This is a genomic window from Nocardiopsis metallicus (genome assembly GCF_014201115.1).
GTDB classification, from domain to species: Bacteria; Actinomycetota; Actinomycetes; order Streptosporangiales; family Streptosporangiaceae; genus Nocardiopsis; species Nocardiopsis metallicus.
On the sequence record NZ_JACHDO010000001.1, the window covers coordinates 1,715,929 to 1,737,161 of the forward strand.

Genomic DNA, 21,233 nt, shown 5'->3' on the forward strand with positions numbered 1-21,233 from the left:
GCTCACATCCGGCGGTACTCGTTGAGATCGATGTCCATGGTGTACGGAAGATCGACCTTGAGGCGGTCGTGGTATATGCCGGTGACCACGTAGCACAATGTGGCGGGCTCGAGCTCGTGCACATAGACGACCGGGCCGTCTCCGTTGTCCTCGATCCGCCAGAAGTGTGGAATCCCGGCTTGCGCGTACAGCAACGGTTTGCGCAGGCGATCGCGTTCGATCGATTCCGGCGACACCACTTCGACCACGAGTTTCACGACATCCGGGGGAAAACTGGACTGCTGGTTGTCGACAGCGTCCGCGTCCACGACCATCATGTCCGGCTCCGGCCGCTGTTTCGGTCCCAGCGTCACAGTCATCTCACGCCGAACGCGGTACTGCTCCGGAACAGGCCGCATCCTGATCGTGAGCAGATCCAGGACTGCGGAGTGAAAGCCTTTCTGCGGGCTCACGAGGACGAGGCTCCCGTCGATGAGTTCGGTGTGCGGAGGCAGGTCGGGCAGATTGTCCAGGTCCTCGGCTCTGAAGCCCTCCGTCGGTGGAATGAGCCAGTCCGGCACGGGCTGCGCGCACATCTTGCCTCCACTGATCGCGTCCTCGTAAGGAGAATAACCGGGGGCGAGTCGATTCCGCTCGGCTTCGCCGAGGGAGGTGCCGCGAAAGGCCGGGCCGTGCGCATGAGTAGGTGTACTCATCGGTACTGGGTAGGAACTCCGATGAGCGGGCAGCCCTTCTCGTCCTAGGTTCGGCACATGAGTTACCTGACCTACCTCCTCATCGGCCACGTCGCGATGCTTCTCCACTACCTGTTCTTCGCCTACGTGGTCTTCGGCGGCTTCCTCTCCTGGAGGTGGCCGAGGATGTTCTGGCCGCACCTGTTGGTGGCCGCCTACGCGCTGGGGATCGTCATCATCGGGTGGCCGTGTTTCCTCACCGACATCGAGAACTGGTCGCGGCTCAACACCGGCCGCGAGATCATGGAGAACGGCTTCATCGACCACCACATCACCGGCGTCTTCTACCCGCCTGAACATCTGATGACCTCGCGTTACGTGATCGCGGGCATCGTCGCGAGCGCCTACGCGGGTCTGGCGTGGAAGCTGTACCGGCGGCGTTCGGCGGCCGTGGGGGCAGTGTCTGAGTAGTCCCGGGAACCTCCGGTTGGGTCAAGTCGGCCCGAGCCCACCGCAAAACCGCTACGTTAAGGAGTCAATTACTTCCTTAGAGTAACGAAAGTGGGGCTTCCGCGTGCCCGACCAGACCCGACAGCACTGCCCGGAACTGCGTGAGCTCAGCGTTCCCCCGGTGATCCGTCCTCTGCGGCCCGGCTACCGCGTCGCCCGCTGGGACAGCCCCACCGCACTGGCCCCGGAGTGCCGAGAACGCCTCCACCTGGCCCTGCGCGACCTGGCGGCCCGGGCGTTCGGGGCCGACCACTCCGGCTACTGGCGCACCCGGATGGCCGCCGGATTCTTCGACCAGATCTCCTCCCTGGCCCTCATCCTGGGCCCCGACGGCGTCCCCGTCGGCTGGGGCGGCTACCACCGGCGCAGCTTCGCCTCCCGCCGCGCCCTGTACCTGGACGCCGCCGGAGTGGTCCCCGCCCACCGGCGCTCCGGGCTCTCCGCCGCCCTGATGACCCACTTCCTGAACCGCGAGGTGCTGGCCCACCCCCTGACCAACACCTACGTAGTACTGCGCACCCGTCACCCGGCCGTCTACGCGGGCTGGCGCAAGGGTCTGGGACAGGCCCGGGTCTTCCCCCGCCAGGACCGCCCCGTGCCGGGCCTGGTCCGCCGGATCGCCACCGACGCCGCCGACTGGCTCGGCGACGGCCCGCGCCTGGACCCCGACACCCTGACGGTCCGCGACGCCTACCGGATGTTCGACGGGGAGATCTACGGGGTGACCCCGCGCAGCGGTGATCCCGCCCTGGACACGCGCTTCGCCCGCGAGGTGGGGCCCAAGGACGCCGTCCTGGTCGTGGCGCGCATGAGCGTGCTGCCCCTGGCCCGGGTCGCTTTGGGCCGTCTCCTGGGCGCCCAGCCCCACCCCGCGCCGCGCGCCGGCGGCCGACCCGTCCCGGGCGCGGTCCCCGAGAACCTCACCGCACGGGCCACCCCCACCGGCGCGGGCGCGGCCGGGCTCATCCCAGGGGGACGGCTTTGACGTTGGCCGGGCTGTAGACCAGCCCTCCAGCGTCCCGGACCTGGTCCATGACCCCGGCCAGCCGCTGGCTCTCCGCCCAGGTCATGTCCGGGCTCTGGCGTTCACCGGCGGCCAGGCACCGGGACACCTCCTCGATCTCGTACTCGTAGCCGTTGGCCTGGAAGGGCCGGTGGAACCGCTCGGGCCCGGCCCCCCGCCGGTGCAGGACGAGCTCGGTGGCGGCCCAGAAGGAGGGGATCTCGATCCATCCGGCCGTCCCGGCCAGCACCGCCCGGTTGGGTAGAACCGTGCGCGAGGCACAGCCCAGGGTGGCGCTCACCCCGTTCTCCCCGCGCACCAGCACCGTGGTCTGGGTGTCCACCATCCGGTCCGGGGACAGCTGACGGGTCGCGCCCACCACCGTCAGCTCGCCCAGGTACTGCGAGGCCAGAGCCAGCGGGTACACGCCCAGGTCCAACAGGGCCCCGCCGCCCAGGTCGGCGTTGAACAGCCGGTGGTCGGGATCGTAGGGGACGTTGATCCCGAACTCCGCCGAGACCGAGCACAGCTCCCCGATCGCCCCGTCGGCGACCAGCTCGCGGGCCAGCCGGGAGGCGGGCAGATAGCGCGACCACATCGCCTCCATCAGGAAGCGGTCGCCAGCTTGCGCGGCCGCCACCATCTCCGACACCTGCAGGGCGTTCATCGCCATGGGCTTCTCCACGAGTACGTGTTTGCCCGCGCCCAGCATCAGGAGAGTGTTCGGATAGTGCCAGGGGTGGGGCGTGGCCACGTACACCGCGTCCACATCCGGGTCGGCCGCCAGCGCCTCGTAACTCGCGTGCCGGTTCGGGATGTCCCATTCCTGCCCGAACTCCTCGGCTCGGGCGCCGGTACGCGAACCCACCGCCGTCACCCGGGCCGAGGGGACGGCCCGGAGCCCCCGCATGAAGGAGCGCGCGATACCGCCGGTCCCCACCACGCCCCAGCGGATCCCACTGTTGTCTTGTGTCATGTTGGCATCCTAAAAACACGGTCATGTCGGGGTCGAGGCGGGTAAGGTACTCGGTTTCGGGGCCGGTGAACCGTACGGTGGCCGAGGAGGCCCACGCGCGTGAAGGCCGCACGCGTCAAGGCCGCACACGTGAACGGAGGAGGAATGTCGGAGACACTCGCCCGGAGGTTGGGCGTCGAGCCCGGAGACCGGCTGCTCATCCTCAACGCCCCGGAACGCTATCTGCGTCTGCTGGACCCCCCGCTGGACATCCACATCGACCTCGGCCCGATCGAGGGCGCCGAGTACGACGACGTGCACCTGTTCGCCCTGGACCGGGGCACAGTCAACAGGGAGGGTCCGCGGGCCCTGGAGCTCACGGGCCCCAAGACCCGGCTGTGGGTGTGCTTCCCCCAGCGCGGCGGGACCATCATCACCGACCTGACCTCGGACCGGGGCTGGGATCCCCTCACCGAGGCCGGATGGCACAGCACGGACCAGGTCAGGATCGACTCGGACTGGGCGGCGCTGCGCTTCGAACGCCGCTGATCGAACGCCGCTGGCCGACTGATCAGTCGGCCGCCGGTCAGCTGACCGGCGGCCCCTGCCAGGGAGCGGCTAGTTGCCGTCGATCCGCACCCGGCCGCTGGTGGTGGAGACGTCGATGCGGCTGTCGGCCCCGGCCGCGGTCGCCACGCCGAAGTCCCGGTTCCCGGACACCGACTCGCCGGTGACGTCGTAGGTCCCGTCCGGCACCGTGGCCTCGACGGAGCCGCTGACGGTCTCCACCTGCATCAGGTCGAAGGGGGTGCCGGTGCTGACGGTCACGTTCCCGGAGACGGTGGAGGCCTCCAGGGTGGTGAACCCGCCGCCGAGCATCAGCTGCCCGCTCACCGATTCGGCACGGACCTCGCCCGCGTCGAAGCCCGCGGCGTCGATCTCGCCCGAAGTGGTGCTCGCCTCCAACAGCTCACCCGAGCCGGTCGCCACGATCCGACCGCTGGTGCTCTGGGCCCTGGCCGATCCCTCGATGTCCTCGAGATCGATGCTCCCCGAGATCGCCTCGGCCTCCACCGCTCCGACGTGCTCCCCCACCTGGACGTCACCGCTGATGGTCTGGGCGTTCAGGTCACCCTCGAGGCCGTTGGCGGCGATGCGGCCGCTGACGGTCTCCACCGTCACCTCGGTCCCGGCCGGAACGGTGATGTCGTAGTTCACCGAACAGCCCGAGAAGAACAGGAAGCCCGAGCACCCGGTGTCGATCTCCAGCCGGTCGCCGTTGGCGTCGATGTCCTCGTCCGGTTCCGACAGAGGGCTGCCGCGCAGGTCGCGTTCCACGAGGACCTCGTCCCCGTCACCGCTGTGCAGCTGCACCCGGCCGCCGGTGGAGTTGTCCAGTCGGATCACGGCCACCCCGGTATAGGAGTCCGTGCGGTCCGTCTGGTGCACGGCCACGTTACCCAGCACCGAGACGGCGGTGAACACCACCACGATCACCACGAGCACCGCGCCCAGGAGCAGCCAGGGGCCCCGACGGAAGCCGCCCGGTTCCTTGCTCGACGAGGCGTACAGGCCCCGTGCCTTGAAAGTCATGTCCTCTTCCCCTCTCGGAAGGCCTGGCCCTCCTTCGTTTTCCGTTCGTCTCAGTCACGGTCCGCGCCGCGCAGATAGCGCAGCACCGCCTGGACCCTGCGGTGGTCGTGGTCGTCCTGGCCCAGGTCCAGCTTGGTGAAGATCGACCTGATGTGCTTCTCCACGGCCCGCTCGGTGATGGTGAGCCGGTCAGCGATACCGGCGTTGTTCAGTCCCTGGGCCATCACCTCCAAGACCTCGCCCTCACGCGGGGTGAGGCGCTCCAGGGCACGGTCCCGGTGCCTGCTCAGCAGCTGCGAGACCACCTCGGGGTCGATCGCCGCCCCGCCGTCGGCCACTCTGCGCAGTACGGCCAGGAAGTCCTCGATGTCGGCCACCCGGTCCTTGAGCAGGTAGCCCACCTTGGACGCCCCGCCGCCGAGCAGGTCGGCGGCGTACCGGCTGACCACGTGTTGGGACAGCAACAGCACCGCCACCTCCGGGTGGGTCCGGCGGATCTTCACCGCCGCCTGGATGCCCTCCTCGGAGTAGGTGGGCGGCATCCGGATGTCGATCAGGCACAGGTCCACGTCCGGGTACTCGGCGACCGCGGTGATCAACGCGTCGGCGTCCCCCACCGCCGCGACGATCTCCACCCCCGAGTCCTCCAGCAGCCGCGCCATGCCGCTGCGCAGCAGCACGGAGTCCTCGGCGATGATGACGCGTGGCCCCTGCCGCTCGTCCTGTGTGTTGGCCGTGCTCACGGTCATGCCTTCCATGGGATGTTCGCGGTCAGGACGGTTCCCCCGCCGGTCGGGCTGTGGACGGTCAGCACCCCGTCGACGGCGTCCACCCGGTCCCACAGCCCGTAGAGACCGGTGCCCGCCTCGGGGTCGGCTCCCCCGACCCCGTCGTCGGTGACGGAGATCCGCAGCAGGTCGCTCTGGCGGCCGCGGCCCTGGACCCGTTCGGCGGCCACGGTGACCTGTTCGGCTCCGGCGTGCTTGGTGACGTTGGTCAGCGCCTCGCAGACCACGTAGTAGGCCACGCCCTCGGCCCGCGCCGAAGGACGCTCGTCCAGTTCCACGTCCAAACGGACCGGGACGGGGGAGCGACCGGCGGCGATCGGCAGGGCGGCGCCGAGCCCGTGGTCGGTCAGGACCCTGGGGTGCAGTCCCCGCGCGACCTGGCGGAGTTCGGTCATGACCTCCTTGGACTCCGCCAGGGCCTCGGCGATCAGCGCACCGGCCCCCTCGGGGTCGTGGGCCAGCCGTGCGCGGGCCCGGGTCAGGGTCATGGTCAAGGCGAGCAGCCGCTGCTGGGCGCCGTCGTGCAGGTCGCGTTCGATGCGTCGGCGCTCGGCCTCGGCTTCGTCCACCATGCGCTGGCGGCTGTCCTGGACGTGCAGCAGGCGGCGCCGTATCCGCACCTCGGGGGCGTCGAAGAGCAGCAGGCGGTGCAGGAGGACCTCGGAGGAGATCATGTGCGGGGTCAGGCGCAGCCCGATCACGGCGGCCAGCGGCCCGGCCACGACCAGGGCCATCGGCCCCACCAGGTCCCCCGGTGAGCCCTGGGCCAGGATGTACACCACCCCGAAGAGCGCGCCCACGGCCGCGGCCCCGCCACACACCACCAACACCACGACCAGCCCCGCGGCGAACAGCCCGTGGATCCCGGCGACGGTCGTGTAGACCACCATCGACCACGCGTCACGGCCGAAGACGAACCGCCAGGCACGCCACCAGGGGTTGTCGTCGGCAAGGGGGTCGGGCGGGCTGGTCTCCACGATCCCGAACACGTTGGCGAGCCGGTCGCGCTGCACCTGGCAGGCGAACCGTGCCAGCAGGGTGGCGGTAACCGGCATGACCACCAGGAACCAGACGGTGTCGCGGACGAGCCGGCCGAAGCTGAGGTCGACCGACGGGTCGGTCCAGGGCAGGTACAGCGTCAGTGTGAACCAGGCGGCCGCCGCCCCCAGCAGCAGTGCCGCCGGGAGCAGGTAGAACAGGGCCAGTGCCAGGGAGGTCATCAGGTGCAGGACCTCGACCAGGAGCACCCGCCAGGTGTTGCCGTGCGCGTCGCCGGGGAAGGGCACGTCGACAGCGCGGGGCAGCCGGAAGTCTCTTCCCCCGCTGCCGTACTGTGCGTCTGACGCCTGCTGTCCATGTGTGCCGCTCACAGGACCAATCTAGGTTTCCCGAAGGCTGGGGCACGAGGTCATCAGCACGAGGAACCCGGGTGGTGCCAGCACTACCGGCCCTGCCCGGAGCCGGTAGCGCCCACCGTTTCGGGAGAGGCCGCCCGGCTCTGCTGTGCGGTGCTGCTGACCCGGCGGGGCCGGGCTGACAAGGTGGGCAGGGCACAGTGGGGGCAGTCCTCATCTGGTGAGCGGGGGCATGGTGCTGGCGGAGGTGCTCGGGGATGTCGGGCGGATCAACATGTTCTTCCAGGTGGAGCCGCGGACGGGGCCCGAACCCCGGGGAGAGGGATGGGAACCGGTCACCGTGCTGGGCGGGGCGGACGGAAAGCTGGCGGCTGAGGAGGTCCGTCGGGTACGGGCCCGGCTCGGGGCGCTGTCGGGCGGCGGTGTCCAGGACGTGGAGTGGCGGGTGGGCGCGTCGCTCTTCCACCAGGGGCTGGCCTCCCGGCTGCTGTCCCCGGCCCTGGCCCTCGCGCTGTGCCACGGGGTGCGTCTTCGGGCCCCGGATCTGCGTTTCGACCCCGGCCGCTCGGGGCCGCTGACCCTGCGCACCGTACAGAAGCGGGCCGAGCCGATCTCCGCGATTCCCGCCGAGGTCGCGGAGTGGTTGGACGAGTCAGTGGTGGGGCCGGTACTGATGGGGGTCGAAGCGGCGTTGGCCGGTGTCGGCCGGATCTCCACCGGCCTGCTGCGGGGCAACACCACGGCTGCGCTGGCCGGGGCGGCCCGGGCCCTGGGCGGTGCCCGGCCGGAGCGGCGCGCGGCGGCCGAGGAAGTGGTTCGTCTGATGTTGGATCGACCTTCGCTCAGCGGGACCGGCCACTACACGGGGAAGGACCGGTCGGGGCTGGCGGTGTTCCGGCGCACCACCTGCTGCCTGTACTACCGGTTGCCGGACGGCGGCCTGTGCGGCGACTGCGCCCTGCGCCACTGAGAGAACGGATCCGTGGCCTGCGTTCAGGTGCCGTCGGCGGCCCGGCGGACCACGTCCAGGTCGATCCGGCGCATCATGAGCATGGCCTGGGTGGCCCGGTGCGACCGTTCCGGGTCGGGGTCCTCCAGCAGGGTGTTCAGTTCCTCGGGGAAGACCTGCCAGGACAGGCCGAACCGGTCTCGGAGCCAACCGCACTGGCTCTCCTGGCCGCCGTCGGTGAGCCGGCCCCAGTAGTGATCGGACTCGGCCTGGTCACGACAGATGATCTGGAAGGACACCGCCTCGTCGAAGGTGAACTCCCCGCCGCCGTTGAGCGCGGTGAAGGGGTTGCCGTCCAGTTCGAAGTCGATGGTCAGCACGGTCCCCTCGGGCACCGGCAGACCGGGGCCGTAGTAGGTGGTCTTGAGGACGCGTGAGTTCTCGAAGACGTTCGTGTAGAACGTCACCGCCTGCTCTGCGTGCCCGTTGAACCACAGACACGGCGTGATCCTGTTCAGGAGGGCCATGGCCTTCCCCTCTCCCCTGTCTCCCCCGGATGTTCCCCTCTCCTCACCCGTACCCGCTTCTCCATCCCTGCACCGAACTCCTCAAAGTTCTCTTTTCTTCCTTGGAATGGAGTAGGATTGAGGAAGTTTAGGGATGAAAAGAGCTCTGGTGAGGCGAGGAATGACCCAGCAGTACTACTCGGTGGACCAGGTCGCGGATCTCCTGGGGCTGCATGTCAAGACCGTGCGCGCCTACGTCCGCGAGGGGCGCCTGACGGCAACCCGGATAGGTAAGCAGTACCGGATCCGACGCCAGGACCTGGAGGAGTTCACCGGCGGTCCGCTGGCCGCGGGGCAACCGCCCGCTACTGAGGAGACCCCGCACGCGGAGGCGTCCACCGTGGTCCAGGTCGACGGGGTCGACCGGAACACCGCCGACCGTCTGACCACCCTGCTCACCGTCACCGGGCGCCCCGAGCAGCGCGGGCGCTCCCACGTCCAGGTCGTCCACGATCCGGAGCGTTCCCGGCTGAAAGTGGTCATCGTGGGCGACCTGAACACCACCGCCACGCTCCTGGGGTACATCGGCTCCCTCACCGGAGACCAGCCATGAGCTCTCCGAAGACACCCGAGCAGCGCCCCGTCGCGAAGGAGCCGGAACTGATGACCGAGACACTCCCCGAAACCCGCCGGATGGGCGGGCTCCAGGTCATGCTCTGCCCGTCGGAGGGATCGCCGCTGCGTGAGGCCGCCGAGGTGCTGGGCGACGCCTTCCACCACGGAGCCGACTGGGTCGCGGTGCCCGCCGAACGCCTCGACCCGGACTTCTTCCGGCTGCGTACCGGTGTGGCGGGCGAGTTCTTGCAGAAGTTCGCCAACTACCGGATCCGCCTGGCCGTGGTCGGGGACGTCACGCGGCAGGTGTCCGCCAGTGACGCCTTCCGCGACCTCGTCCGCGAATGCGACCGCGGCACCCAGTGCTGGTTCGTCCCAGGCCTGGAGGCCCTGGCCGAGCGCCTGCCCCGCGCCTGAGGCGCACGGACGGCGGCGGCCGCCCCCGCACGCCGGGAACAGCCACCGCCGCTCATCCGGACCCCGGAATCATCGGCGCCCGGGACCGGGCCCCGGTCAGGGACGCTGGCCGATCTCCTCGACCCACCCGGCCCAGACATAGCTGACCTGGGAGGACAACACCGGGTACGTCAGCCCGTAGTCCTCGATGGGGGTACTCGGGGAGTGCTCGTCCACCAGCGTGGTGTCGCTGTACAGCAGCGAGCCGTCCCGCGCGTCGTAGAGGTAGCGGTACTGCAGCACCTGCACGCCGGGCTCGTCGACGACGAAGGAGAAGAGTTCGCCCTCCCGGTTCAGCGGATCGGTGGCGGTGCCCAGGTGACTCACCTCGGCACGGTCGGCGATGAGCCGCTGGACGGCGGCCTCCTCCTCGCCGGACAGCGGCCGGTTGCCGTAGAGGCGGGTCACGGAGTCGAACAGGGCCGCGTCGGGGTCCTGGGCCTCCACGGGGTCCTGTCCGAGGTCGGTGAGCACCTCCACCAGCTCGTCGGGATCGGTGGGCAGTTCCTCGGGCAGGACCAGGCTGGGATGCAGGGTCTCCTCGTGGATCTCGCTGATCTGCTCCAGGAACCACTCGTGGTCGCCCTCCTCCCCTCCGGTCTCGGTCGGGGGCTGGGGGCGGCTCTCACTGCGCACCTCACCTTCCAGGTCCTGCCAGTGGTCCCAGTCGAAGGGGACGAACCCGTAGCCGTGGGTCTCCTCGGGGTCCTCGTCGCCAGCGTTGGCGTTCATCCGGTACAGGGTCGTGCCGGTGGAGGAGACGAACCCGACCTCACCCCGGCCCTTGGGCCCGCCGCGCCCGGCCGCGACCTCGGCCAGCTCCAGCAGCGGCCCGGTGCCGTCGACCGGGTCACCGCCCACCACCTCAATGGGCTCGGGCGGGGCGGCGTAGGCCACGGGTACCCCGGCCGGGTGGTTAGTGGGCAGCATCAGTGCGGCCGCGCCCACGGCCAGGGCGGCGGTGGCGGCCCCGGCCACGAGCACGGGGATGCGGCGCCACGGGGGGCGTGTCATGGGGGTGTTCTCCTTCAGCCGGGCGATGGCGTCGGCGCGGGACCGGTGGCGGGCCTCTGCGGTGGGGGCGGCGTCTGTGGCGGGGTCGGTGCCTTCGAGGGCGTTACGCAGCGCGGTCAGGTCGTCCATGCCGTCTCCTTCTCCTTGAAGGCGGTCTCCCGCTCGGATTCGGGCGTTTCGGCCAGGTGGGCGGTGAGCCTCTTGCGGGCACGGTGCAGACGCCCGCGGGCGGTGACGTGGGTGCAGCCCACGACCTTGGCGGCCTCGCGGCTGTCCAGTCCCTCCCAGGTCACGAGCATCACGAGTTCGCGCTCGATCTCGGTGAGCCGGGCCAGGGCGGCCAGGGCCCCGTTGCGTTCGATGACGCGGTCGGCGTCGTCGGCATGCACCCCGACCCGCCCGGGCTCGCGGGTCAGCGACTCGGCTATCCGGTCCTGCCGCTGGTTCCTGCGCAGGTGGGCCAGGGTGATGCGGCGTGCGCACGCGTACAACCAGGGCAGTTCCTGTTCGGGGATCAGCCGCCTGCGTTTCTGCCAGGCCACGACGAAGGCCTCCGAGGCCACGTCGTCGGCGTGGTCCGCACCCACCCTGCGCCGCGCGTACCGGTACACGGCGTCGTAGTGCCGTTCGAACAGGGCGTTGAAGGCACGCTCGTCGGAGCGTGGGGCTCCGACCTCACTGTGTCCCATAGGCGTTCCTCCCGTTCTCTCACCTGCTTATGTCGGTACGGGGGCGTGTGTTAGGCCGACGCCGAGGATTTTCCGAACGGTTCGCGCAAAGGAAGCCATGTTTCAAATAGTGAGAAAGCAATCTCACTTATAGAGACGATGGGGTAGGATCGACCCGAACCCCCGACACGAAGGACGGCAGGCGATGGCGGAGTACACCCACGGACAGCACCCCACGGTCACCCTCTCCTACCTGTGGCGCAACGCGGAGAACTCCACCGCCTACGCCCTCGGGGAGATGAGCCCCGGCCGCTCCCTGCTGGACGTGGGCTGCGGCCCCGGCAGCATCACCGCCGACCTCGCCCGCCGGGTGGCCCCCGGCAGGGTCACCGCCGTGGACGCCTCCGGCGAGGCGATCGACCAGGCCCGCGCCAACGCCGGAGAAGCGGGCGCGGACAACATCGACTTCCTGGTCGGCGACGTCCACGACCTTGACCTGCCCGACGACAGCTTCGACGTCGTCCACGCCCACCAGGTCCTCCAGCACGTGGGCGACCCGGTGCGCGCCCTGGCCGAGATGCGTCGCGTGGCCAGGCCCGGCGGCGTGGTGGCCGCCTGCGACAGCGACTACTCGGCGATGCACTGGTATCCGCGTCTTCCCGAACTGGACGCCTGGATGGACCTGTACCAGCGGGTGGCCCGCGCCAACGGCGGCGAGCCCGATGCTGGACGCCACATGCTGGCCTGGGCACACGCGGCCGGTTTCGAGGACGTCACCTACACCGCCGAGGTGTGGAACCACTCCGCTCCCGAGCGCCGTGCCTGGTGGGGCGGCATGTGGTCGCGTCGCATCCTGGAGTCGACCATGGGACGCCGCGCGGTCGAGAAGGGCTTGGCGAGCGAAGAGGACCTGCGGGCGATCTCGGCGGGTTGGCAGCGTTGGAGCGAGCACCCCGACGGGGTGTTCGTCATCCCCCGCGGCGCCATCCTGTGCCGCGTTCCGTGATCGCCGCCGCCCTCCTCCCCTTCCCGCTGGCCCATCGTCCTCTCGCCCCGTCACGCCCTGCGCGCACGGCCAGTCCGCGTCGTAGACGGTGACGCGCACACCCCGGTCCGGGAGGCCTTCCTCGGTCAACGGCTGCACGCGGCTCCACTTGCCGCCCGCGAGGCCGCAGCCGATCCGGGGCATGTGTACCGTCGCCCCAGTCCAAGGGCCTGGTCTGCCAGGTGTCCCCGACAGGTGGCAAGCGCCTCGTATCGGATCGGCGGCCCGCTGCCGTGCCCGACCCCGTCCAAGGCAACCATGTTGGCCACGTGGACTCCGGGGCGCACCCGGATCAGTCGGACCGCGCCCAGCGCGAAGTCGTTGCCGGAGCGGCCGCTGCGCCAGGTGCGGTAGTCGCGTTCGGGTCCGGACCAACGTCCGGACAGGGCCAGGACGAAGGGCTTGCCCCATCCGCCCCGGTTGTTGCACACGTGGGCGATGTTCTTGGGGCCGGACGCCCGCGGGCCGGTCGCGTCGCCGCGCATGATTCGCAGACCGGGGGGTGGGTCTGGCATATCGGACATGGGGGCGGGTTGGCGACCGCCACCGACACGCGGCACCGGCTTTTCGGGCAAGGCTGGTCGCGGTGTGAACGGACGATATATCTTCGACCTGTCGGGACGCAGTCATCGGCCCTCCGGAGGAACCATGTCCGACCTACCGATCGGATTCTGGCTCAAGCACCTGGACCGTCTCATCGAGAACGACTTCGACCGGGTCCTGGCCTTGGAGTCCCTCGACCGCCGCCAGTGGCAGGTACTCAACTCCCTGCACACCGAACCCGGAACCGTGCTCCAGCTGGACCAGCGCCTGGCCCCGTTCCTGGACGAGGACGAGACCACCGTGGCCCCGGCGGTGGAGGCCCTGCGCCAGCGCGGCTGGGTGAGCGGCCTGGTCGCCCTGGAACTGACCTCCGAGGGGCACCGGGCCCACGACGAGCTCCTGGCGAAGGTCCAGCAGACGCGCAGTCGGCTGTGCGCGGGAATCAGCGACCAGGAGTACCGGGACACCGTCAACGTCCTGGAGCGGATGTCGGCCAACCTGGAACAGGCCTGAGGGACCCCTCGCCCACATCGGGGCGAGAGAGCTCCGCGTCGGCACGTGGCGAAGAGCCCTTGGGCCCCTACGGGCCGGCGGGCAGTTCCCGGGTGAGCTCGACGAAGACCAGGTCGTCCCGCCTGGGCAGGCCGAAGGCGTCATCGCCGTAGGGGAAGGGCTCGGTCTTGCCGGTGCTGGTGTAACCGCGCCGTTCGTACCAGGCGATCAGCTCGGGCCGCTGCTTGAGGACCTTCATCCGCATCAGGCGGCAGCCCCATTCCAGGGCGGCCGTGCGCTCGGCCTCGGCCAGGACGGCCCGGCCCAGCCCCGCCCCCTGGAGGTCGGGGCGCACCGAGAACATCCCGAAGTACGCCCCGTTGATACTGCGCTGCAGCTCGCAGCAGGTGACGATCTCCCCCTCGGACTCCCCCACCAGGACCAGGGAGTTGGTGCGGCCGAGCAGTTCGGTCATGGTGTCGGCGTCCACTCGCTGACCGTCGAGGAAGTCGGCCTCGGTCGTCCAGCCCTGGCGGGAGCTGTCGCCCCGGTAGGAGGAGTTGACCAGGGCGACCAGGGCGGGGGCATCGGCGGTCGCCGCGGTCCGGAACTCGATCTTGGGACGGTCGTCCGGCACGCCCTCACCGCTCTGCATGGTGCTCACGCCCTGTTCTCCATCGGTTCTGCTCAACTGTGCACTCCAGTATGGCCAAGCCCGCGAGGCTACCGCGCCCCGTCCCGAGTCCCTCCCAAGACCCCACTGGCGGCGCGGAAACCCATGGCGGGCTCGACCCCGGCTTCGTAGCGTGCGGCGAATGCGCTCTGCTGATCTCTGCACCGGGATCGTCGCCGACCGCTACGGGCCGTCGACGAGCTTCGCCTCGGGCCCAGAAACCTGTGCGCCCTTCCCGAGCGAGGTCTGCGGGCGTGGTCTGGAACCGGGCTGCGGGTGGTGGCGGTGACCTGTGCAGACAGATCCCCCGACACCATCGATGCCGATTTTCGTCTCCATGCGGTCTGACCACACCTCAGCCGGTACCCCTCACCCGGCCCCCTCAGCCCGGCGGGTGGACTCGATGAAGGCGAGGAAGGCGCGGATCTGTGCCTTGGCGGTCTCCGGGGGGACCTGGCTGGAGGCGAGCATCATCTGGATCGCCAGGCCGTCGATGTAGGTGTGCAGATGCTCCGACCAGGTCTCCAGCCAAGGGTCGGGGTGCTCCTGCCCGGGGTCGTCCAAGGGCGGCAGCCCGCCGAGCGCGCCGACGAGTCGGCGGTAGAGGCCGCGTTGCCGGATCCAGCGCTCCTCGCGCCGGGGGTCTCCTTCCCCGAGTGCTCCCGCGGCTTCCCAGGCACGGAACTCGGCGCGCCGCATCTCGTCCAGGGGGAGCATCTGCTCGGCGAACCTGGCGACCCGCTCGACCACGGGCAGGCCGGGGTCCAGGGTGCGTGAGTACTCCCGCATCCGCTCGCTCACCCGCTGCTCGGACAGGTCCATGGCGAAGACCAGGAGTTCCTCGCGGGTCTGGAAGTAGTGGCGCAGCGCCCCCGCGGACAGCCCAGCCTCGGCGGCGACGCTACGGATGGACACGGCTTGGGGGCCGGAGGCGACGATCACCCTCCACAGGGCTTCGGCGAGCTCTCGGCGGCGCTCTTCGTGGTCGACGATCTTGGGCACGCTTCCTTTTTAGCACATCTGTGTTATTTTATTTAGCACAGTCGTGTGAAAAAGAAGCGAGGAGGACCCCGTGCCACCCCTGGAAGTACTGCTGCCGGTCGCCGGACTGGCACTCCTGGACACCCTGAGCCCCACCACCCTGGGCGTCACACTCTTCGTGCTGCTGAGCGGGGCCCGCTCGGTCGCCCGCCCCCTCTTCGCCTACCTCGGCACGGTCGCGCTCTTCTACTTCGCCCTCGGATGCGCGCTGATGCTGGGCCTGACCGCGGTCCTGGACCGGATCTCCGGGCTGTCCGACAACCCCGTCACCGGCTGGGCCATGGTGCTCCTGGGCGGCGGCCTCTTCGCCTACTCCTGGGTGATGCCGACCAAGAAGCGCACCCCGCGCCGCCCGACCTCCTTGCGCACCACCACCATGATCGGCCTGGGACTGGCCACCGGCCTGCTGGAGGCCGGAACCGCCTTCCCCTACCTCGGCGCCATCGGCATCATGGGCGCCGCCGGACTGGCCGCGCACACCTGGGTACCGATGCTGGCCGCCTACAACCTGATCATGGTTCTGCCTCCGATCCTGCTCTACCTGGGCCACCGCGCCTTCGGTGAGCGCCTGCGCCCCAGACTCGAACGCTGGCGGGAGAAGATCGACGCGGGCTCGCGCGAGGCCCTGGCCTGGATTATCGGCATCGTCGGCTTCCTGCTGCTCATCAACGGCCTCGGCCAAGTGGGATTCACGGACGTGCTCGATTCCCTGCGCGACTGACCCCCCCCCGGCCCACGGGCACTCCCGCCCGTCGCGGGGTGGGGCCAGCACCACCCCCGGCCCTCACGCCAGCGACCCTTCGTCGTGTGCGGTCACTCCGCCGCCGACGTCGCCGCGCGCCTATCCGTAGCGACGACGGGTACGACCGGTTCCACGAGCGGTCCGCGAAGGGAGACGGAGATGACGCGGGATTCGATGGGACCGGCCCAGCGGCACGCGGACGACGCGGCCCTCATCACGGCGTTGGCCGAGTCCGCCTCGGACGAGGACTGGGGGCGTCCCAGCCCGGTCGCCGAGTGGACGGCCCTCGACGTGGTGCGGCACCTGGTCGAGTGGCCCGGCGAATTCCTGGAGGGCGCAGGGATCAGGCTTGCGGAACTGGACGTCGGGGCCGACCCGGTCGGTGCCTGGCGACAGCACGTCGCCCGTATCCAGGACATCCTCGAAAACCCCGAGGGGCGGGTGCTCAGCAACCCGGAGATCGGGGACAGACCCGTGGACGAGGCGATCGACGAGTTCTACACCACCGACGTGTGGATGCACTCCTGGGACCTGGCGAAGGCACTCGGCCGGGAGCCGGACCTGGGAGCGGAACGCTGTGCGACCGTTCTGGCGGCGATGGGGCCGATCGAGCAGATCCTGCGGGAGAGCGGGGAGTACGGACCTGAGGTGCCCGTCTCACCGCAGGCCTCGGAGCAGGACAGGCTGTTGGCCTTCATCGGCCGCGACCCAGCCTGGCAGCCGCCGAACTGAGGCTGCGTACGCGAGGGTGGTCAGCGCCCCTTCGCCCCGTGCGGGCCCTTCCGGTACAGCTCCGAGAGCAGCGCCACCGCGGCGTGCGTGGCCGGGTGCGGGTCGTGTCGCCGCCAGACCAGCCGGACCGGGATGAGCGGGGCGTCGCGCAGGGGCCGGAAGACGATCCCGTCGCGCCGGTACTGGGTGGCGGTGCTCTCCGGAGTGATGCCGACCGCCCGCCCGGTGGCGATCTCCGCCAACCAGTCGTCGATGTCGTTGACGTGCTCCATGACCGGGCGCTCTCCCTCCGACCACAGTTCGGCGGTGGTGGTCCCGGTGCGCCGGTCGAACAGCAGCAGCCTTTCGGAGAGTTCGGCCAGACGCAGCGAACGGCGCCGCGCCCAGGGGTCGTCCGAGGCCATCGCGCAGTGCCGTCTCTCGTGGCCGACCACCGCGCTGTCGAAGCGTTTGCCGTCGAAGGCCGCCCGTACCACCGCCAGGTCGCACAGCCCTTCGGCCAGCCCGCCGGTGGGTGTGTTGGTGCGGATCAGGTGCAGGGCCACGTCCGGGTACAGGTCGGCCCAGCGGCGCTGGAACTCGGCGGTGTGGCGGCCCACCGCCGACCAGGCGTGCCCCACCCGCAGTCGGGTGTGTCCGGTGGTGGCCTCGCTGACCAGGTTGTCGGCCTCGGCCAGCAGGTGACGGGCGCGGGCCAGCACTTGGACCCCCGCCGTGGTCGGGGTGACGTTGCGGCTGGTGCGGTGCAGCAGCCGCGCCCCGAGGATGCCCTCGAACGCGGCCAGGGTCCGTGACACCGCCGCCTGGGAGACCCCGAGTTCTAGGGCGGCGTCGCTGAAGCTACCGGTGTCGACGATCGCGATGAGGCAGCGCAGGTGACGGAGTTCGAGATCCATGCGTCTAGCGTATGGATGTTCACTCGTATGCATTTTGCGTATGTGAAAGGTGGATGGATGCTCGCCCCATGACGACCTCCACCGACACCGGACAGGGCGGGAACGGCACCACGGGGCCCGACGCGGGCACGGGTCCGCGTGCTGCCTCGGATACGGGTTCGCGGAGCTTGCGGGGCATGGCGGTGATGCTGTTGGGCGGCGCCTCCAACCAGGCCGGCGCGGCCACCGGCGCCCTGGCCTTCCCCGTTATCGGGCCGGTCGGGGTGGTCGCGGTCCGCCAGTGGGTGGCGGGCGCGGTGCTGATGGCGGTGGGGCGGCCCCGGCTGCGCTCGTTCACCTGGGCGCAGTGGTGGCCGGTGTTGTCGATGGCGGTGGTGTTCGGGGCGATGAATCTGACCCTGTACCTGGCGATCGACCGCATCGGGTTGGGGCTGGCGGTCACCCTGGAGTTCCTCGGCCCGTTGGCGGTAGCCCTGGCCGCCTCGCGTCGGTGGACCGATCTGGTCTGCGCGCTGGTGGCTGGTGGCGCGGTGGCGCTCCTGATGCGCCCGCAGCCCTCCACCGACTACTTCGGGATCGCCCTGGCCCTGGTCGCGGCGGCCTGCTGGGCGGGTTACATCCTGCTCAACCGGACCGTGGGACGGCGCCTGCCGGGCATCGAGGGCTCCGCCGCGGCCGCGGGGGTCTCGTCGCTGGTGTTCGTGCCGATCGGGATCGCCGTGCTGTACCTGAACCCGCCCACACCGGTGGCCCTGGCCTGCGCGGCCGTGGCGGGCGTGCTCTCCTCGATGGTGCCGTTCCTGGGCGATCTGTACGCGCTGCGCCGGCTTCCGGCCCGTTTCTTCGGACTGTTCATGAGTGTGCACCCGGTGATGGCGTCGTTGGCGGGCTGGCTCGTGCTGGACCAGATCCCGCACTGGGTGGAGGGGACAGCGATCCTGGCGATCGTGGCCGCCAACGCGGTCAGCGCCGGAACGGTCGGGCGAGGCGGGCCGGAGCGAGGCTGAGCCGCCCCGCTGCGGCACCCGACGCTCTCAGCCCCGCAGGAACTCCAGGACCGGCTCGGTCTGGCCCGTGATGCCGTGGCCGACACCGGGCAGCACCCGCACCCGTGCGTGCGGCACGCATTCAGCGAAACGCCGCGCGGTGCGGGCGGAGTCGAACATCCGGTCGCGCTCACCCACGGTCACCTGGACCGGAAGCCCCAGCCCGCGCAACGCGTCATCGGAGAAGACCGGCAGGGTCTCGGTGCGCGGCCGGAACTGGGCGAACACCTCCGTGATCGCGTCCACCACCGCCTTGTCCCCGGTCCGCCCCAGGCCCAGCAGAAAGCGAACGGAGCGCTCCCGACCGCGCCGGCCGAACAGCATCAGCAGCCACGCCCCCAGAATCGGCCACTGGCGTTGGGGACCCACACCTGCGGGGCAGCCCAGGGCGAGGCGGGTGACGCGGTCGGGGCGTCGGATCGTGTAGTCCAGCGCCGTCCAACCGCCCAGGGACAGCCCTGCCAGGGCCGCCCGCTCCAGGCCGAGCGCCTCGAACACGTCGTCCAGCCACAGCGCGCTGGCTTCGGTACTCAGGTCGGGACGGGAGGGTGCGCTCAGACCGGGCTCGCCGACCAGGTCCACCGAGTACACCCGGAAGTGTCGGGACCAGGCGGGCAGGTCCGCGAACCAGTGGCTGCTGTTGGCGCCCGAGCCGTGCAACAGCACCAGGGGCGGGGCCTGCTCGGGGCCGCAGGCCAGCACGAAGGTCTCTCCCTCGCGGGTGGGCGCGAGCAGGTGCTCGGCGGGGACCGGCACCTGTGCCAGGTCCCGGCGGTACCGCTCCTGGAGTCGTTGCCCTCCGGCCTCGGTTCGGTAGATCGCACTCATGACACAACCCTCTCTATAGTTCCTTAAAGTACTCTAACCTTCCTTGTTAGATGGAATAAAAGGAATTATAGAGAAGTTTAATCGGGAAGTTGACCTGAACTAATGTTCAGGTTCTACGGTTCAGAGGTAACCAACCCAACGGACCGGTGAACCCCATGAGCATGGAAATGGCAGCGTGGAACTCGATCTACCACGCGATGCACGCACAAGAGGACCAGCGCCCCTTCTCTTTGCCGGTCCTACGCAGGATCGCCTCCTTCGCCCGCCCGCACTCGCGCCAACTGGGCTGGTTCCTCGCCCTGAGCGTGCTCATGGCCGCCCTGGCCGTGGCCTCCCCGCTCCTGGCAGGAGAGGTCGTCAACGCCATCGTCGACGGGTCCGCGCTCAACCCCATCCTCTTCCTGGCCGGACTCATCGCCCTGGTCGCGATCGCCGAGGCGGGCCTGTCCCTGATCGTGCGGTGGCTGTCCGCACGAGTCGGCGAAGGCCTCATCCTGGACCTGCGCACCACCGTCTACGACCACGTCCAACGCATGCCGGTCGCCTTCTTCACCCGCACCCGCACCGGCGCCCTGGTCAGCCGACTCAACAACGACGTCATCGGCGCCCAACGCGCCTTCAGCGACGTCCTGTCCGGGGTGATGAGCAACCTCGTCACCCTGCTCCTGGCCCTGGTCGTCATGATGACCCTGTCCTGGCAGATCACCCTGATCGCGCTCCTGCTCCTGCCGGTCTTCGTCCTGCCCGCCCGCCGTATGGGCGCCCGCCTGGCCAAGATCGAACGCGAACGCACCGTCCACAACGCCGCCATGGGCACCCAGATGACCGAGCGCTTCTCCGCGCCCGGCGCCACCCTGGTCAAACTCTTCGGCCGCCCCGACGAGGAGTCGGCCGAGTTCGCCCGCCGCGCCAGCCGCGTCCGCGACATCGGCGTGCGCACCGCCATGGTCCAAGAGGTGTTCTTCACCGCCCTGACCCTGGTCTCCGCGCTCGCCCTCGCCCTGGTCTACGGACTCGGCGGCTTCTACGCCCTGCGCGGCCAACTCGACGCCGGAACCGTCGTGGCCATGGGCATGCTCCTCACCCGCCTGTACGCCCCGCTGACCGCCCTGGCCAGCGCCCGGGTGGAGGTCATGAGCGCCCTGGTCAGCTTCAGCCGGGTCTTCGAGGTCCTGGACCTCAAACCGCTGGTGGACGAGAAACCGGACGCGCGCCCGGTCCCCGCCGGACCGGTCTCCCTGGAGTTCGACGCCGTCACCTTCGGCTACCCCACCGCCGACAAGGTCTCCCTTGCCTCCCTGGAGGAGGTCGCCACCCTGGACACCACCGAACACGGCCCCGTCCTGCACGAGGTCTCCTTCCGCGTCGAACCCGGCCAGACCGTGGCCCTGGTCGGCTCCTCCGGCGCGGGAAAGTCCACCATCGCCCAGCTCACCCCGCGCCTGTACGACGTCGACGAGGGCACCGTCCGCCTGGCCGGAACGGACGTGCGCGACCTCACCTTCGACTCCATCCGCGCCACCCTGGGCATGGTCACCCAGGACGGCCACCTGTTCCACGAGTCCATCCGCGCCAACCTGCGCCTGGGCGCCCCCGAGGCCAGCGACGAACAGATCTGGGACGCCCTGCGCCGCGCCCGCCTGGACACCCTGGTCGCCGACCTGCCCGACGGCCTGGACACGGTGGTCGGCGAACGCGGCTACCGCTTCTCCGGCGGCGAACGCCAGCGCCTGACCATCGCCCGCCTCCTCCTGGCCGGTCCCGAGGTGGTCATCCTCGACGAGGCCACCTCCGCCCTGGACTCCACCTCCGAGGCCGCGGTCCAAGCCGCCCTGGCCGAGGCTCTGGAGGGGCGCACCGCCCTGGTCATCGCCCACCGGCTTTCCACCATCCGCGCCGCCGACGCCATCCTCGTGGTCGAGGCCGGACGGATCGTCGAGCGCGGCACCCACACCGAGCTGCTGGCCCGCGGCGGACGCTACGCCGAACTCCACCGGACCCAGTTCGCCAACGGCGACCCCGAGCCGGTCACGACCGGGTAGGTATCTCCCAGAGACCGCGGCTCTCCGCCGGGGCGTGTTCCGCCGAACACGCCCCGGAGCGGGGCCC

The 21,233-nt window shown here is 70.2% G+C and carries 25 protein-coding genes; 12 read left to right on the forward strand and 13 right to left on the reverse strand.

The genetic code is table 11. The features are described 5' to 3' along the window. Positions 1 to 2 precede the first annotated feature (2 nt). A complete protein-coding gene (locus tag HNR07_RS07190) occupies positions 3 to 575 on the reverse strand; it encodes a Uma2 family endonuclease (RefSeq protein ID WP_184371636.1) in 573 nt (190 codons plus the stop codon). A gap of 177 nt (positions 576 to 752) precedes the next feature. On the opposite strand from HNR07_RS07190, the gene HNR07_RS07195 reads away from it, so the two are divergent. Then, the gene (locus HNR07_RS07195; protein ID WP_184363554.1) at positions 753 to 1,145 is read left to right on the forward strand and encodes a DUF2784 domain-containing protein; all 393 of its coding nucleotides are present in this window, start codon (positions 753 to 755) and stop codon (positions 1,143 to 1,145) included. A gap of 103 nt (positions 1,146 to 1,248) precedes the next feature. Next, positions 1,249 to 2,169 carry a GNAT family N-acetyltransferase gene (locus tag HNR07_RS07200; RefSeq protein WP_184363556.1) on the forward strand — a complete coding sequence of 307 codons (921 nt, stop codon included), beginning with the start codon at positions 1,249 to 1,251 and terminating at the stop codon, positions 2,167 to 2,169. Here the strand turns inward: HNR07_RS07200 and HNR07_RS07205 are convergent. Beyond that, entirely contained in the window at positions 2,147 to 3,163 is a 1,017-nt protein-coding gene (locus tag HNR07_RS07205; RefSeq protein ID WP_184363558.1) for a Gfo/Idh/MocA family protein, read from the reverse strand. The two genes, HNR07_RS07200 and HNR07_RS07205, sit on opposite strands and share 23 nt — an antisense overlap. 144 nt (positions 3,164 to 3,307) lie before the next feature. Here HNR07_RS07205 and HNR07_RS07210 point away from each other — a divergent pair, with 144 nt between their 5' ends. Continuing rightward, positions 3,308 to 3,691, forward strand: coding sequence for a hypothetical protein (locus HNR07_RS07210; RefSeq protein ID WP_184363560.1), 384 nt, complete (start codon positions 3,308 to 3,310; stop codon positions 3,689 to 3,691). A gap of 69 nt (positions 3,692 to 3,760) precedes the next feature. On the opposite strand, the gene HNR07_RS07215 is transcribed toward HNR07_RS07210, so the two are convergent. The 3 genes from HNR07_RS07215 to HNR07_RS07225 are packed head-to-tail and all read right to left on the reverse strand — an operon-like array spanning position 3,761 to position 6,893. Next, entirely contained in the window at positions 3,761 to 4,735 is a 975-nt protein-coding gene (locus HNR07_RS07215) for a DUF4097 family beta strand repeat-containing protein (protein WP_184363562.1), read from the reverse strand. 50 nt (positions 4,736 to 4,785) lie between these two features. Continuing rightward, entirely contained in the window at positions 4,786 to 5,484 is a 699-nt protein-coding gene (locus HNR07_RS07220) for a response regulator transcription factor (RefSeq protein WP_376769907.1), read from the reverse strand. Next, entirely contained in the window at positions 5,481 to 6,893 is a 1,413-nt protein-coding gene (locus HNR07_RS07225) for a sensor histidine kinase (RefSeq protein WP_184363567.1), read from the reverse strand. The genes HNR07_RS07220 and HNR07_RS07225 overlap by 4 nt, the downstream gene beginning before the upstream one ends. 205 nt (positions 6,894 to 7,098) lie before the next feature. On the opposite strand from HNR07_RS07225, the gene HNR07_RS07230 reads away from it, so the two are divergent. Continuing rightward, on the forward strand, positions 7,099 to 7,848 hold the full coding sequence (locus tag HNR07_RS07230; protein ID WP_312893655.1) for a (2Fe-2S)-binding protein: 750 nt from the start codon (positions 7,099 to 7,101) through the stop codon (positions 7,846 to 7,848). 23 nt (positions 7,849 to 7,871) lie between these two features. Here HNR07_RS07230 and HNR07_RS07235 read toward each other — a convergent pair whose 3' ends face one another. Then, the gene (locus HNR07_RS07235; RefSeq protein WP_184363572.1) at positions 7,872 to 8,354 is read right to left on the reverse strand and encodes a VOC family protein; all 483 of its coding nucleotides are present in this window, start codon (positions 8,352 to 8,354) and stop codon (positions 7,872 to 7,874) included. 160 nt (positions 8,355 to 8,514) lie between these two features. Here HNR07_RS07235 and HNR07_RS07240 point away from each other — a divergent pair, with 160 nt between their 5' ends. Continuing rightward, positions 8,515 to 8,946 carry a helix-turn-helix domain-containing protein gene (locus HNR07_RS07240; RefSeq protein WP_184371639.1) on the forward strand — a complete coding sequence of 144 codons (432 nt, stop codon included), beginning with the start codon at positions 8,515 to 8,517 and terminating at the stop codon, positions 8,944 to 8,946. 50 nt (positions 8,947 to 8,996) lie between these two features. Then, positions 8,997 to 9,365 (forward strand): DUF4180 domain-containing protein, encoded by a 369-nt coding sequence (locus HNR07_RS07245; protein ID WP_184363576.1) that lies wholly within the window; start codon positions 8,997 to 8,999, stop codon positions 9,363 to 9,365. Between the two features lie 96 nt (positions 9,366 to 9,461). On the opposite strand, the gene HNR07_RS07250 is transcribed toward HNR07_RS07245, so the two are convergent. Both HNR07_RS07250 and HNR07_RS07255 read right to left on the reverse strand, forming a co-directional pair. Then, positions 9,462 to 10,547: a CU044_5270 family protein gene (locus HNR07_RS07250; RefSeq protein ID WP_184363580.1), complete on the reverse strand. Its 1,086-nt coding sequence runs from the start codon at positions 10,545 to 10,547 to the stop codon at positions 9,462 to 9,464. Next, positions 10,535 to 11,107, reverse strand: coding sequence for an RNA polymerase sigma factor (locus HNR07_RS07255; RefSeq protein WP_184363583.1), 573 nt, complete (start codon positions 11,105 to 11,107; stop codon positions 10,535 to 10,537). Before HNR07_RS07255 ends, HNR07_RS07250 begins: the two co-directional genes overlap by 13 nt. Positions 11,108 to 11,291: 184 nt before the next feature. On the opposite strand from HNR07_RS07255, the gene HNR07_RS07260 reads away from it, so the two are divergent. Continuing rightward, a complete protein-coding gene (locus HNR07_RS07260; RefSeq protein WP_184363586.1) occupies positions 11,292 to 12,092 on the forward strand; it encodes a class I SAM-dependent methyltransferase in 801 nt (266 codons plus the stop codon). A gap of 125 nt (positions 12,093 to 12,217) precedes the next feature. Here HNR07_RS07260 and HNR07_RS07265 read toward each other — a convergent pair whose 3' ends face one another. Beyond that, positions 12,218 to 12,646, reverse strand: coding sequence for a macro domain-containing protein (locus HNR07_RS07265; RefSeq protein WP_246420178.1), 429 nt, complete (start codon positions 12,644 to 12,646; stop codon positions 12,218 to 12,220). Positions 12,647 to 12,779: 133 nt separating this feature from the next. Between HNR07_RS07265 and HNR07_RS07270 the strand changes: the two genes are divergently transcribed. Further along, positions 12,780 to 13,187, forward strand: coding sequence for a MarR family winged helix-turn-helix transcriptional regulator (locus HNR07_RS07270; RefSeq protein WP_184363589.1), 408 nt, complete (start codon positions 12,780 to 12,782; stop codon positions 13,185 to 13,187). 67 nt (positions 13,188 to 13,254) lie between these two features. Here HNR07_RS07270 and HNR07_RS07275 read toward each other — a convergent pair whose 3' ends face one another. Next, on the reverse strand, positions 13,255 to 13,821 hold the full coding sequence (locus HNR07_RS07275) for a GNAT family N-acetyltransferase (RefSeq protein ID WP_184371642.1): 567 nt from the start codon (positions 13,819 to 13,821) through the stop codon (positions 13,255 to 13,257). 387 nt (positions 13,822 to 14,208) lie between these two features. Beyond that, positions 14,209 to 14,841 (reverse strand): TetR/AcrR family transcriptional regulator, encoded by a 633-nt coding sequence (locus tag HNR07_RS07280; RefSeq protein ID WP_184363591.1) that lies wholly within the window; start codon positions 14,839 to 14,841, stop codon positions 14,209 to 14,211. 70 nt (positions 14,842 to 14,911) lie between these two features. Between HNR07_RS07280 and HNR07_RS07285 the strand changes: the two genes are divergently transcribed. After that, positions 14,912 to 15,601 (forward strand): GAP family protein, encoded by a 690-nt coding sequence (locus HNR07_RS07285; protein ID WP_184363594.1) that lies wholly within the window; start codon positions 14,912 to 14,914, stop codon positions 15,599 to 15,601. Positions 15,602 to 15,781: 180 nt separating this feature from the next. After that, the gene (locus HNR07_RS07290; protein ID WP_221318743.1) at positions 15,782 to 16,354 is read left to right on the forward strand and encodes a maleylpyruvate isomerase family mycothiol-dependent enzyme; all 573 of its coding nucleotides are present in this window, start codon (positions 15,782 to 15,784) and stop codon (positions 16,352 to 16,354) included. A gap of 20 nt (positions 16,355 to 16,374) precedes the next feature. On the opposite strand, the gene HNR07_RS07295 is transcribed toward HNR07_RS07290, so the two are convergent. After that, a complete protein-coding gene (locus HNR07_RS07295; protein WP_184363597.1) occupies positions 16,375 to 17,250 on the reverse strand; it encodes a LysR family transcriptional regulator in 876 nt (291 codons plus the stop codon). A gap of 68 nt (positions 17,251 to 17,318) precedes the next feature. Between HNR07_RS07295 and HNR07_RS07300 the strand changes: the two genes are divergently transcribed. After that, entirely contained in the window at positions 17,319 to 18,257 is a 939-nt protein-coding gene (locus tag HNR07_RS07300) for an EamA family transporter (protein ID WP_184363601.1), read from the forward strand. 27 nt (positions 18,258 to 18,284) lie between these two features. Here the strand turns inward: HNR07_RS07300 and HNR07_RS07305 are convergent, their stop codons facing one another. Beyond that, complete coding sequence (locus HNR07_RS07305; RefSeq protein WP_184363604.1) at positions 18,285 to 19,124, reverse strand: alpha/beta fold hydrolase; 840 nt, start codon at positions 19,122 to 19,124, stop codon at positions 18,285 to 18,287. A gap of 155 nt (positions 19,125 to 19,279) precedes the next feature. Here HNR07_RS07305 and HNR07_RS07310 point away from each other — a divergent pair, with 155 nt between their 5' ends. Continuing rightward, the gene (locus tag HNR07_RS07310) at positions 19,280 to 21,166 is read left to right on the forward strand and encodes an ABC transporter ATP-binding protein (RefSeq protein WP_184363607.1); all 1,887 of its coding nucleotides are present in this window, start codon (positions 19,280 to 19,282) and stop codon (positions 21,164 to 21,166) included. The last annotated feature ends 67 nt before the right edge of the window (positions 21,167 to 21,233 follow it).

Bases quoted from the DNA above. Each gene is read 5' to 3' on its own strand.
- HNR07_RS07190 (WP_184371636.1), bottom strand. From the start codon at position 575: ATGTGCGCGCAGCCCGTGCCGGACTGGCTCATTCCACCGACGGAGGGC.
- HNR07_RS07195 (WP_184363554.1), top strand. From the start codon at position 753: ATGAGTTACCTGACCTACCTCCTCATCGGCCACGTCGCGATGCTTCTC.
- HNR07_RS07205 (WP_184363558.1), bottom strand. From the start codon at position 3,163: ATGACACAAGACAACAGTGGGATCCGCTGGGGCGTGGTGGGGACCGGC.
- HNR07_RS07210 (WP_184363560.1), top strand. From the start codon at position 3,308: ATGTCGGAGACACTCGCCCGGAGGTTGGGCGTCGAGCCCGGAGACCGG.
- HNR07_RS07215 (WP_184363562.1), bottom strand. From the start codon at position 4,735: ATGACTTTCAAGGCACGGGGCCTGTACGCCTCGTCGAGCAAGGAACCG.
- HNR07_RS07220 (WP_376769907.1), bottom strand. From the start codon at position 5,484: ATGACCGTGAGCACGGCCAACACACAGGACGAGCGGCAGGGGCCACGC.
- HNR07_RS07235 (WP_184363572.1), bottom strand. From the start codon at position 8,354: ATGGCCCTCCTGAACAGGATCACGCCGTGTCTGTGGTTCAACGGGCAC.
- HNR07_RS07240 (WP_184371639.1), top strand. From the start codon at position 8,515: ATGACCCAGCAGTACTACTCGGTGGACCAGGTCGCGGATCTCCTGGGG.
- HNR07_RS07245 (WP_184363576.1), top strand. From the start codon at position 8,997: ATGACCGAGACACTCCCCGAAACCCGCCGGATGGGCGGGCTCCAGGTC.
- HNR07_RS07250 (WP_184363580.1), bottom strand. From the start codon at position 10,547: ATGGACGACCTGACCGCGCTGCGTAACGCCCTCGAAGGCACCGACCCC.
- HNR07_RS07255 (WP_184363583.1), bottom strand. From the start codon at position 11,107: ATGGGACACAGTGAGGTCGGAGCCCCACGCTCCGACGAGCGTGCCTTC.
- HNR07_RS07260 (WP_184363586.1), top strand. From the start codon at position 11,292: ATGGCGGAGTACACCCACGGACAGCACCCCACGGTCACCCTCTCCTAC.
- HNR07_RS07265 (WP_246420178.1), bottom strand. From the start codon at position 12,646: ATGCCAGACCCACCCCCCGGTCTGCGAATCATGCGCGGCGACGCGACC.
- HNR07_RS07270 (WP_184363589.1), top strand. From the start codon at position 12,780: ATGTCCGACCTACCGATCGGATTCTGGCTCAAGCACCTGGACCGTCTC.
- HNR07_RS07275 (WP_184371642.1), bottom strand. From the start codon at position 13,821: ATGCAGAGCGGTGAGGGCGTGCCGGACGACCGTCCCAAGATCGAGTTC.
- HNR07_RS07290 (WP_221318743.1), top strand. From the start codon at position 15,782: ATGACGCGGGATTCGATGGGACCGGCCCAGCGGCACGCGGACGACGCG.
- HNR07_RS07295 (WP_184363597.1), bottom strand. From the start codon at position 17,250: ATGGATCTCGAACTCCGTCACCTGCGCTGCCTCATCGCGATCGTCGAC.
- HNR07_RS07300 (WP_184363601.1), top strand. From the start codon at position 17,319: ATGACGACCTCCACCGACACCGGACAGGGCGGGAACGGCACCACGGGG.
- HNR07_RS07305 (WP_184363604.1), bottom strand. From the start codon at position 19,124: ATGAGTGCGATCTACCGAACCGAGGCCGGAGGGCAACGACTCCAGGAG.
- HNR07_RS07310 (WP_184363607.1), top strand. From the start codon at position 19,280: ATGAGCATGGAAATGGCAGCGTGGAACTCGATCTACCACGCGATGCAC.